Genomic DNA, 12269 nt, shown 5'->3' with positions numbered 1-12269 from the left:
GTAAGATAAACAGAACCATTGGTAATATAAAAATTACACTTGTTATTTTCGTAAGTATTAAGCAACCAGACACAAACGCAATCCAACGAATATATCTCTTTGAATCTGGAAATTGAACGATCTTAATCATTAAATATATTAATATACTTGATAAACAAACAACTAAAGATTCGTTACTGACAGTAATCATTCTAGTCAGTATGCTAGGATTCGTATAAAAAAGAAGCGCAAGAATGACGAATAAGGCATCATTTCTTTCCCATTTATATTTTTCGATTAAAAAGAGGTATGATTTAATGGCGTAATGAGCAGAAATGAGCAAGAAGCATAACCCTAACATTCTTAAGCTTATCAAACTAATAGCAAGATTACTTTGAACCGGATAAACAAACAAGCTTCCTATAAAGTAATATAAAGGCGGATGAACCGCCTCATATTGTAACGTGCCCGTGCCGGGTATTGCATATCCTGAGACGGTTGCTAATTTATTAGTATCTATAAGACCCGAAATAACTGGGATTCGATGATCATATAAAAGTTTTATAATATAATCAAAATGCGCTGCTTCATCTATAGGAGAAAAAACGGGTGTATACAAGACATACATGAATCCATATACAGTGATTGCAATATAGATTGACCTTAAATTAAATCTGTTTTGGACAATTAAAAATACAACGGCTAGTGGTGCAGATAATACATATAACCATTTAGAATTAAGCAAAAGGCTCTTGTTCGCAATTAAGGTTAATACTACGAATAACAACATAAGAGCAAGTAATACAACCATCTTTTTTCCAACCGACCTAAATAGACTACTCATAGCAACATCATTGTCCCCTGACATGTGGTTTAAGAAAATTTAATCAAAGGGCTTCCCTAATGAAAAATCTTCTCGGTCTTTAGTCAAATTTGGATTATAAAACGGATCTCTGTCTAACAAATTTGCCCACTTATTACGCATCCATTTGGTTTCATTTTGAAAGCGTCGTTGTTTATCGGGAGTATCCTCATAACCTCTGCTTTTAGATTCATAATGATAAAGTTGAACTTGGGGCAACCAAACATTCTTATAACCTTTTTCATAAATTTTCAAACAAAAATCGACATCATTAAATGCCACTTGCAGTTCCTCTTCTAGGCCACCTACTTCATGAAAGACTTCTTTTCGAATCATTAAACATGCTGCTGTAACGCCAGCATAATTAGTTACCATTTTTAGTCTACAAAAATATCCTGTTGCATCTGACGGAAAATGTTTATGACTATGGCCGGCAACGCCACCCAAACCTAACACGATCCCAGCATGTTGAATTGTTTTATCAGGGTAATACAAGCAGGCCCCTACGGCCCCTATTTCCTTGCGAATCGCTTGACCGATCATTTCTTCAAGCCAATTTGGAGTAATAACTTCAACGTCGTTGTTAAGCAGCAGAAGTAGTTCACCATCAGCTTGTTGGGCGGCAAAATTATTAATTTTCGAGTAGTTGAATGGAATATCATATGTTAATACTTTAAAACGAATGGGCTCTTTTATCCTCCAATGCTCAAATAATTTCAATGCATCCGGTTCATCACTTCCATTATCTACAATAATCACCTCAAAATTATCATAGGTTGTCTTATCGAATATGGAGTTCAAACATTGCTCTAATATGGTTGCCATATTTCTTGTTGGAATGATGATTGAGACTTTTGGATTTCCTATTGGTTTATAATGCACTCGATATAAATTTGGAATATCCTCAACACCTTCTACCCAACCGTCAATGTTACGCCGCTTGAGTGCTTCTTCCAAAGCACGTAACCCAGCTTCATGAGTATAATTTTTAGCAGAGCTTCCTGAGGCTGTTGATTCTGGTATTTCGCGCCAATGATACAACACCTTGGGAATATGATAAATATTCTGTGTTACTTCTGACACCCTCAGCATTAAATCGTAATCCTGACTGCCTTCAAACCCAACTCTAAAGCCACCTATCTTATCAATAACCTTTTTTCTGTAAAGGGTTAAATGGCAAGTGTACATCTGTGAAAGAAATGTATCTGGCGACCAATCCGGCTTAAAAAAAGGAGAATGTCTATTACCCTCAATCGAGATTTTATCTTCATCACTATAAATGACATCAGCATCTGGTTTCTCATTCAATAGAAGCATATTCTCATACAATGCATCCGGTGTTAATTCATCATCATGATCCAATAAAGCAACAAATTCACCCGTTGCAAGATTCAGAGCATCATTAGAAGCTGCACATATGTGTCCATTTGTCTCTCTGAACAAGACTTTAATTCTGGAGTCCTTATTTCTGTACTCGTTTAAAACTTGCTGAATATGAGGTGCCGACGAGCAATCGTCAACAAGGCATAACTCCCAATATGGATATACTTGATTAACAACAGAATCAATGCATCGTCTCAACCATCGCTCTTCCACATTATAAACCGGGACTAACACAGAAATAACTGGAAGGTAATTGAATTGACTGACACTTTCACGTAGCATATCCAGTTCTTTTTTACTCTTGGTAGTAGATTCCACAAATTTGTTATAATCTATAAGCTCGGTCTCTACTTTTTTCATCGGCAAAATAAACGATTTTGCTTTTCTACTAAGACCTTTGATCCCTTCATTGTTAAAAATCCTGAAAGACTTTACAATAAACATTTTTAGTGTAGAAAAAGAAAAACCATAATCCACAAAAAACTTAATAACCGGTCGTATCGATAATTCAAATTTTGAAATAGGTCTTATCTTTAAGTCAAATAAAGAAAATTCTGAGGCCTTATCACCAGGATCTAATCTCAGGTTTTGCGTATCTTTAGGCAACTGAAAAAAAGCACTTTGTTGTTTAACACTGCTCTTTGAAAGGATCCCTAAAATAACTGAATTTTCTTCCGACATCCCCTGACCCAGGTCATAGTAAAGCTTTAATGCGATCATTTGATCGGCTGTTCCTGAAAAAGAGAAGTGCACCCATCCTGATCGGATAGAATTATTCATGATAAACTGAGGATCATCGCCAGTAGATTTCCAAATATCCTCAGTTTTTTGATGCAATTGCTGTAAAGGAACCAAATGAATGGATTTTTCGCCCAAGAGTTTACTCTTCAATGCTCGCAATTGTCCCGTACCTCTTCTTATTATCGAAGTCCAACGCCATGATCTGGTATTTTTAATCGTATCCAATTCTAATCGAAGTTTCGTGTTTTGTAATCTGCCAGCTTCAGTTTGCAGTTTCTGTTCTTGAATAGCTTCTTGATACTCTCGAACAACTTGTTGATGCTCTCGAACAGCTAGTTGATACTCATTTTCTTGCTTAGAAAGATTTCGATTAAGATTGTCAATAATTAATTCATATTCGTATGTTTTATTCAGGTACGGAGACAAATTATTACTTACTTTTATCTCTACAAGGACCTTATAGGGTCCTTCCTGAATGACATTGTGAAGCTCTACTATCAACTGCGGGTCATTGGTCCAACTAAATCCTCCTATACCTTCTTGAGAAGTGAAAAGTTGTAATTCTCCATTCGTCTTCACCATATCAAGCAAGTCTAGGTTAGAATCATTACTACTAATAATCTGCAATTTACGAATTTCATAAATACCTTGTTGATCTGCGGGATCTAATCTTAACATAGATATCTGATCTATGTTTAATTCAAATAAATATTGATGCCAGTCATTATCGGTATAAAGTGCTTGCTTACTGGAATTTTCTTCAGTAAAAATATTATTTTCAGCATTTGACCAATACAGTTGTATATATGATTCAACATTAGGTGTGGATGCCGGTGCTACCGTTTCTTGCATTCCTTCTATCCATTCATTATAAAGATCTGTATTGAAAAGCTCGTCGAATAGCGGTAAAATTTCACTTTTTAATTTATGCGTTACAGAAGGCAAGTAACCTTCGTCAAAAACTTGACTTTGAAGATATAGTTCACTTAATAGAAAGATAATTTTTAATAGTTTCCCATCGACTTCTAGAGGCATTAAGCTTTTGATCTGATAGGGGTCAAAATTAACAGGACTATAGTATTGGGTTCGAAGTAGATCAATCCATAAGAAGCTAGTTTTTCGGCTTAAATCAAAATCCACAAGATAAATCAGATCTTCTTTTATTATGATATTTTTAAGTAGAATATCTCTAGAAGTCATAACTGCAGGTTTCATCAGATATTCGTAATTCTTGATAATCTCATCATTAAGTATTTTTATATGATGGGCGTTTAATCCGATCATCTTCGCCGCGGTTAACCATTCAGTGGTTTCGACATGAGCATCTAATTCAGACTCTCTCAATTCCTTCTGAAAGACAGAATAAATCCGGTCTAAGACAGATGTTATAGACAAATTACAACTTTCATTCAGAACTAGATCTTCTAGATTAGGATTATCTATTAATTCTTCTACAATATATAAGTGTTCTGTTCCATTGAAAGTACCGTACAAGTTAGGAGAACAAACAATAGGATTATTATGCAGTGATTTTTGGACCTTCAGCATACTTTCAAGATCATATAAACCCACTAATGGGATTTTTTTTACAGCACAAAGCGGCTTCCCGTCTTCAAAGACAAGAAACCGGACACTTTGCGAACTTACCTTTCTCAACCCACTGCTGTTATATAAGTGGATCTTTAAATTTTGCACTCGTTCTTTCGTCGTTATTCCCGAATGAATAAGCGCTTTAAACAATTCCATTGTTCAGCCTCTTTTCCTTAAAATAAAACCATAGGAAGGACATATAAATTTCGAAATACCATTGACGGCGAATGAATAATACAAGTTGCTAAGTTCCTCATTAAAATGAAAAAGCTCCCCATTAGAGCCGATATATTCTTCAACAAAGCGTCGATTTTTGAGAATATATTGATCTATTTCATCGACCTCAATCATAAGACGTATTAATTTATAATCGGGGTAACATCCATAAGCCTTCTCTAAAGAAAATCCTGCTTCACTGAACATTTTCATATACTCGTTGAAAGACCAAGTTTTTGCCGGCAACATACGACCAGCTATACTTTGATGCTTGTTTTCTGCAGCATCTTCGTTTAAATATGTTAATTGGGCTATACTCGTATGATCATCTTCGGCTCCTAACAAATATTTGGCCCCAATACTATTTTCTATTCCAATGTAAACTTGACCGTCTTGATTTAAGATTTCATAGGCTTTCTTCAGCGCAGCCATCTGTACGGAATGTATACTCTCATCATTTTTTCGAGATGAGGCCATCCATTCTAATGACCCATTAAAAACAACGAGATCAAATGTGCCGCTTTTAAAAGGAAAAGTTAAGAAATTCCCTTGTATACATCCTACTTCTTTGCCTTCCTGCACGGCAATAAGACGTAGTATTTCTAATCTGTTTTCCGTAAGGTCAAAGGCTATGCTATTTCCCATTATAGCTAATGGAATTGTTACTTGTCCCCATCCTGAACCAACGTCTAAAAAAGTACCTCCTTTTTTAATCGAAAGTAAATTTAGAAATTGCGCTCTTCCAGAGTCCGTGATGATTTTGTAGAGCCAAGGCGATTTTTCAAAAAAAAGATCTTTTACTACTTCTTTCCATTTTCGATTTTTTAGCGCCTCCATTAAGTAGAGCTCTTCCTCGACTGGAATATCAGCATAAGTACCATAATATTGTCTCTCTAATAAAAAATCAGGGGACTTGGCAATAACTAACTCCTCATTAGTCACTATCTTCAAAAGATTCGATAAATCATACAAGTGTTATTCCTCCTGTTACCTATCCGATAAATGGTAGTCAAGTTTGATCTGACTCGCCAAGTTCGCTAACCCAAAGCTACGATCTTGCCCAATTGGAAGAACCTTCAACTCAAGCACATCATAACGTCTATCCAAAGGCACAATTTCCCCGTCGTTCAATTCTACAAAACCCAAAGAAATAAAATATTCGCCCGGGAGTAGAGCACATGCCTGCCTAAAAGAAATTTTCACTGTTTCTCCAGAAGTAAGCGGACGAAAAGGTAGCCCTTGAAAATACGTATTCGTACCATATACTTCTAAGCCTTTAATTGTTTTGATTGTCATTGCAAATATAGGCTGTTTGATATCTTTCTTCACTTGAACTTCCATAATCACTTCGAACTCTTCACATGTATCCAAAGTTTTTGTAGAATCACCGTGCTGGTTTAATAAGAAAACTTTCTCAATAATTCCATTCTTATTTCCGTATCTATATTCCTTTGATTGTAATGAATCTTCACTGTTGGCTCCTTTGAATTCATTCTGAGTATCGTCCAACTCACTCTCTTCTTCAGACTGACGGTCAAACAAAATCTTAGTGTAATGATTCACAACTTCATTCGGTTTTCCATAATCAATTAAATTTCCTTTGTCGATTAGAATCGCTGTATCACATATCTGTCTAATCGTCTGCAGGTCATGAGATACAACAAGGATTGTTTTCCCTGTTTTTTTCAGCGATTTAATTTTTTCAAAGCACTTAAGTTGAAATCTTCCGTCTCCAACGGCAAGGGCTTCATCAACAATCAGTATATCTGGATCTACATTAATGGACACGGCAAAGGCAAGTCTTACATACATCCCACTTGAGTAAGTTTTTACTGGCTGGTCAATGAAATCCCCAATATCAGCGAATTTTAAAATATCATCAAAGCGTCGCTCGATTTCTTCTCTGCTTATTCCTAATATCGCAGCATTGAGATAAACATTTTCTCTACCTGTAAATTCAGGATTAAACCCGCTACCCAGTTCTAGCAAGGCCGCTATTCTGCCGTAAACCGAAACTTCACCACTTGTAGCTGCCAGAGTTCCTGCTATTATTTGAAGCAGCGTACTTTTGCCAGAGCCATTACGTCCGATAATCCCTACTGTTTCTCCTTTTTTAATTTGAAAATTTATCTTATTTAGAGCTTGAAATTCCCGATAGTACTTTTTATGACTTCCAAAGAGGCTTTGTTTCAAACGATCCTGTGGATTATTGTATATTCTAAAAATCTTTGTTAAATTTTGAATATCTATTGCAAGATTAGAATTCATATTTTTATCCCTCATTAGATCATAAAATATCGGCGAACCCTCTTTTTGTTTTTCTAAACCACAAATATCCGACTAAACATACAAAAATGCCGAAGATAAGATGATAAAAGAAACCGAATAAGTTAGGGAAATATCCCCAAATCAATAAATTCCTCGTATCTTCAACATAACTAGTAATTGGATTTAAATTGTATAAAAATCTATACTGTTCAGGAATGGCATTAGCAGGGTAAAATATCGGACTTAGCAGCATTAAAGCTTGAATACCAATGCCCACAATATAATTAATATCTCTAAAGTAGACTCCTAATGATGATAAAAACCATGATAATCCTAAAGTAAAAAACAATAAAGGCAATAAAATAATGGGCAATAATATTACGCTCCATGATATAACCGATGTTATCAAAAGCTTAAAGAGCAGCAGCAGTACAAAACTTATTAAACTATTGACTAAAGCAGTCCCCACTGCAACTAGAGGAAGAATTTCTAAAGGAAACACAACTTTCTTTACGTAATTCGTATTGTTCAAGATTAATGAAGGGGATCTGGATATAACCTCTGAAAAAAGGTTAAACGTAGTTAACCCGCAAAATAATATAATTGCGAATTCCAATTTATTCTGAGAGGCAGAACTCCACTTGGCTTGAAATATTTCACTGAATACAAATGTGTATACGGTAATCATAAGAATAGGTGTTATAAATGTCCATAAAAAGCCTAGGTACGATCCTTTATATTTAGTTATAAGTTCTCTTTTAATAAATTGCAGAATGATATTTAAATGAAAATCTTTAAGTTTTTGAAGATCCATTAACATACCTCACTCGATGTTCAAATATATTCTGTTACTAATAATTTTACTCTTGATATTTTAACAAACTTAATTAACAAATACTACTCAAAGGATAGAACAAGTAAATACTGGAAAATATGAGAATATATTTAACCACCTACGTCTTCCAAAGATCATCCATAGTTTAGGAATTAAGTCTAATTAACTCAACTTTCGCAGCATGAAATTGGCAGATAAGCCTTGATGTAGTTGGGCAAAGCTGCAATCCATTGCTGGAGTTGACGCTGTATCAGAGAACTGATCCTTTTTCCGGCTTTTGTGGCGATTTCGTTGATCAAATTGACCAGTTGTTGCAACGCAACAGCCCAGTCAAGCGTACCGACTTCATCGCAAAGCAAATAAAACAGTCCGCCAAAAGACCGCTGATCCGTACTCTGCCGATACTGCCAAGCGAGCAGAATGTATCGAGAGAAGACAATCGTCGTATGACTGACAAGTAAATCGTAGGATCTCCCCTGAAACTCTTTTTGCAAACACAGGAGCGACTTGGCGCACTTGAAGAATACTTCGATCTCCCAGCGCATCCCGTAAATCTTGATGATCTCTTGGGCGCTCAAGGTTAGATCGGTTGAAAGGATCGCCAGCCACTCGTTCTTCTTGGAACGATGACGGACAAATACCACCGTCACAGGGATGCCGGGAACAAGCTCCGTACGAATCAGGCGAAGGATGTTGCGATTCTTGGCTTCGACACGTGGCGCAGCAGCATACAGCGCCTTCAGACAAAGTTTTTCGCCGCCCACCATGTAGCGTTTGTTATCGTTCTTCACCATGCCGATCACATGTAATCCGCGACGCATGACTTCCTGAATGAGCGGAGCATGGGTGAACCAACTGTCCATGAGCACAAAAGAAGCGGAAACGCCTGATTGAATCGCACGATCCAACATGGCGGCGATCACTTGGGGCGCGGAGAGCAATGCTTCCTGGCGGCGTTTGTAGCCGGTACTACGTTTGTCGATTCCTTCCGTCATGCCGTTAATACCAGACTTCGCGGAGCTAAGCAAAGCGAAGTCCATCGGGATAAAGGAATGGCCGTCTGACCAGCCCATTGTCAACATGCGAAATCCTTTGTAAAACGCGCCAGTCGCATGATCCTTGAAGCGCGCTAGCATTTCGACAGCTTTGCTTCGGTTGCGCTCGAACATGGAATCATCAATAATGAATGCCGTTTCTCTGCGGTCAGAGGTTAGGTTCTTGACTCGCTGAACGATCTCGCTGCTAAGCGATAACAAAAATCGCCTCCATGCGTACCCGCTATGATTCAAAAAACGGTATACTGCATCTTTGCCGGGAAACGTCTCGCCTTTGTTGCTTTCCAGAAGGCGAAACCAGTTCTTCTGGTGAAACAACAGAACAAATACCAGGCGAAACAAATAGGCACAGGTAAATCCAAATTTCTTCTTGAAACCGGCAGCATTCAAGTGCTTGATGACTTTCAGTTCTTGAAAAGCGGGCTTAATTTCTTTTGGCAGTTGATCGGATGGCGCATTTTGTTTTATCATGTAGTAAACACCTTTTCTGCGTGGTTTTGGGATCTCGACAATTCCAATTATACCAAACAGAACGGTGTTTTTCATTTCGTCAAGCCTAGAACAAAACGAACAAAAACCCAATCATATCAAGGGATTAGCGTCATTTTTGCTCTGCGAAAGTTGAGTTTATTACACTAGCTTTTGTTTATATTTTCAGTAATGTATGATAAAATTTTTGTCGTATAACATAGAATTTTAGTTAGATAGGAGCATACCCATGGGCACGAAAAAGCCGCAACCCGGCTATTACAGCGGAACCAAGAAATCAGCTTCAACCTCAACTAGCGCAAACTCAATCCTATTGTGGATCTTACTCGGCATCACTAGTCTCTTCCTCTTCTGGGCTCCGTTCCAGAAAGCATTGTTCAACGGGAACTTCTCCTCTTTTGAAGGACCGATTTTCTCATCACTAGTATGGACGTGCATTATCTTCTTTTTGTTGTCGGTTTTTCTTTTCTATCACTGGAAATTACAAACGCAAGCCGATTTGCTAACGATTGCCGTATGGCTGATCCCCATTTCTTACTTGATTTCGACATTTTCGGCAGCGTCGTCGACGCTTGCTTTTAATTTGTTTTACATCCAAATTATTTATGTGGCATTTTTCTTGCTGGCGTATTATATATCTAACGCGAAATTCGGACTAACCTTTCTTAAATATCTGCTGATCGCATCAGCGTACGTTATTGTGGCCTTCGGTTTGCTGAACTGGCTCGGTCAGAAGGAAGGCGTCTTCCGTTTAGTCAAGTGGTTCGCTGCTGACATGGGCCTACTGAAGTACTATGAGCATGCGGTCATGGAGGACTCCAATGGTCCGCGTCTGACTTCTGTGTTCCAGTATGCGAATACATACGCCGGATATTTGATAGCGATCCTTTTGTGCGCCGTTCATATGCTGATGACCTCCAAGCGCTGGTACACGATAGCGTTGCACGCCCTGTTTGTCGTGCCGATCATCATCTCTTTCTTCGTTACGCTGTCCCGCGGCGCCTTAGTTGTGCTGCCGGTCATTGTACTGCTCGTGCTCCCGTTCCTGAAGCTTTATAAGCAAGTAACATACCTGCTTCACTTGCTAATTTCATTTGTTTTATCTTTCATCATCCTGAATCAAGTCACAACCGTAGGCGTGCAGTTATTCAAAACATATGATTCGCAGACGGCTCTGAGCGCTTGGACGAGCCTGATCCTTTGTTCGCTCGGGTATACGGTCCTTGCGGTATTGATTCAATTGTTCGTAGAGCCTTGGTTACAGCGTAAGCTTGATAAGCTGCAAAGCAAGCGTTTCTCCCACATCGGCTTGCCGCTTATTGTTGTGGTTGCAGGAACGATCGGAGCGATGCTGCTCCTGAACGATACGGGCGTAACAAAGATGCTCCCGGAAAATATCCGTACCCGTATCGAGAACATTAACTTTCAACAGCACAGTGTACTGGAGCGCGGTACATTTTATAAGGACGCCATTAAAGTGTTCGAGGATTATCCTGTTTTTGGCGCCGGGGGCGGGGCTTGGAGCTCGCTCTACGAGAAGTACCAGAACAACCCTTACACCAGCAGACAAGCACACAACTTTTACTTGCAGTACTTGGTAGAAACAGGAATTGTCGGGGGTATTATCTTCATCCTCATCCTTCTGTCCATCTTCTATATTTACATCAGGAACTATTTACGACAGAACGAGGAAGAGCGAGAGCATAGATTTATTTTCTACATCATCGCGATTGGGCTGCTTGTTCACAGTGCACTGGACTTCGACTTAAGTTTCGTATACTTGGGCTTACTCCTTTTTCTCTGCATGGGGGCGATGGTTTCTTCCGATACGTCAGAGGTAAAAGCCGCATGGCTGCAAACACTCGGTACTAAAAAGTGGGCATTCCCATCTATTCTGGTTGTTCTATCGTTTATTTTATTCTTCAATGCCGTACAACTGGTCAGCGCGAACCGCAATTATACAACAACGAAAAATTTACTGGCATCCGGTAATACGGACTTTAATCAACTCATTGCACCTTTGAATCTGGCTTTAGAGCAGCGTCCGACTCAACCGGAATACGTGCTTCAGAAAGTAGCGATTTTATTTCAAGTATACTCGCAGTCCAAGGATGAGAACTATTATAAGGAAGCCGTATCCTTGATCGATCAAGCAAGGAAAAAAGAACCTTTCGATTATTTTTTGATCGAACGAAAGATTCAAAGCTATTTGTTGAAGGATAACCAACAAGAGGCATTAAACCTGGCAAGTGAACAAATTGACAACTTCCCGTGGAAAGTAGCCTTATATGAGAAGGCCATCGATCTGGCCACCCGACTCGGGGCACAAGCCTTCGAGAAGCGGGATCAGCAAAGTCAAGAGCAATACTGGTCTAAGGCAATTGAGCTTTATCATCGATTCGAATCGCAAAAACAAGCGCTAGCCAGCTTGCCTAAAGAGCAGTTGCAAGGGAATGAATTTAGTTTGACCCCTCAAATGGGCTTCTCACTTGGACAAATTTATTACTTACAAAAGAAATATCCGGAATCCGAGAACATGCTCCGCATAGGAGTCGGCGATAACCTTGCAGATGCCTTTACTCGCCAGAACACCAGATGGTACCTGGCCGCGCTGCAAAAGCAGGGCAAGAACGACCAAGCGGTTTACGACAAGCTGGTCGCAGCGGATCCGAATGAGAAGAATGAAGTTCAATTTTTAGTGAATCTCAAATAAATAAGAAAGGAGCTATTCCGATGTGAAGTGACCCCAAAAAGTTAGACAAGGTTATGTTATTAGGCAGCTTGTAAGGCATGCGTACGGTATTGAACTGGACTCATGCCTTTTAATTTTGCCTTCATTCGTTTGTGGTTG

8 protein-coding genes are annotated in these 12269 nt (G+C 38.7%); 1 reads left to right on the top strand and 7 read right to left on the bottom strand.

The features are described from left to right. From FKP33_RS25890 to FKP33_RS25865, 6 genes are all read right to left on the bottom strand, one after another. Window positions 1–823, bottom strand: an 823-nt coding sequence (locus tag FKP33_RS25890; protein ID WP_181410286.1) for a hypothetical protein, incomplete at its 3' end; no start/stop codon positions are given. 39 nt (window positions 824–862) lie between these two features. Next, window positions 863–4711, bottom strand: a complete 3849-nt coding sequence (locus FKP33_RS25885) for a glycosyltransferase family 2 protein (protein WP_258313558.1) — start codon at window positions 4709–4711, stop codon at window positions 863–865. Between the two features lie 3 nt (window positions 4712–4714). Further along, complete coding sequence (locus FKP33_RS25880) at window positions 4715–5743, bottom strand: class I SAM-dependent methyltransferase (RefSeq protein ID WP_141336727.1); 1029 nt, start codon at window positions 5741–5743, stop codon at window positions 4715–4717. 15 nt (window positions 5744–5758) lie between these two features. Further along, a complete protein-coding gene (locus FKP33_RS25875; protein ID WP_141336726.1) occupies window positions 5759–7039 on the bottom strand; it encodes an ABC transporter ATP-binding protein in 1281 nt (426 codons plus the stop codon). A gap of 19 nt (window positions 7040–7058) precedes the next feature. Continuing rightward, window positions 7059–7853 carry an ABC transporter permease gene (locus FKP33_RS25870; protein ID WP_141336725.1) on the bottom strand — a complete coding sequence of 265 codons (795 nt, stop codon included), beginning with the start codon at window positions 7851–7853 and terminating at the stop codon, window positions 7059–7061. A 188-nt stretch (window positions 7854–8041) separates the two neighbouring features. Further along, a complete protein-coding gene (locus FKP33_RS25865; protein WP_141336724.1) occupies window positions 8042–9400 on the bottom strand; it encodes an IS4 family transposase in 1359 nt (452 codons plus the stop codon). A 247-nt stretch (window positions 9401–9647) separates the two neighbouring features. Between FKP33_RS25865 and FKP33_RS25860 the strand changes: the two genes are divergently transcribed. After that, complete coding sequence (locus FKP33_RS25860) at window positions 9648–12131, top strand: O-antigen ligase family protein (RefSeq protein ID WP_141336723.1); 2484 nt, start codon at window positions 9648–9650, stop codon at window positions 12129–12131. A gap of 59 nt (window positions 12132–12190) precedes the next feature. Here the strand turns inward: FKP33_RS25860 and FKP33_RS25855 are convergent. Further along, a partial coding sequence (locus FKP33_RS25855; protein ID WP_141336729.1) for an IS3 family transposase occupies window positions 12191–12269 on the bottom strand: 79 nt, incomplete at its 5' end.

The sequence above is a fragment of the Paenibacillus sp. tmac-D7 genome, assembly GCF_006519665.1.
In the GTDB taxonomy this organism is placed as follows: Bacteria; Bacillota; Bacilli; order Paenibacillales; family NBRC-103111; genus Paenibacillus_G; species Paenibacillus_G validus.
This window is presented reverse-complemented; position numbering and strand designations above follow the sequence as displayed.

What these genes read in the sequence shown, in the direction of transcription:
- FKP33_RS25885 (WP_258313558.1), bottom strand. Translation starts at nt 4,711, where the DNA reads ATGGAATTGTTTAAAGCGCTTATTCATTCGGGAATAACGACGAAAGAA.
- FKP33_RS25875 (WP_141336726.1), bottom strand. Translation starts at nt 7,039, where the DNA reads ATGAATTCTAATCTTGCAATAGATATTCAAAATTTAACAAAGATTTTT.
- FKP33_RS25870 (WP_141336725.1), bottom strand. Translation starts at nt 7,853, where the DNA reads ATGGATCTTCAAAAACTTAAAGATTTTCATTTAAATATCATTCTGCAA.
- FKP33_RS25865 (WP_141336724.1), bottom strand. Translation starts at nt 9,400, where the DNA reads ATGATAAAACAAAATGCGCCATCCGATCAACTGCCAAAAGAAATTAAG.
- FKP33_RS25860 (WP_141336723.1), top strand. Translation starts at nt 9,648, where the DNA reads ATGGGCACGAAAAAGCCGCAACCCGGCTATTACAGCGGAACCAAGAAA.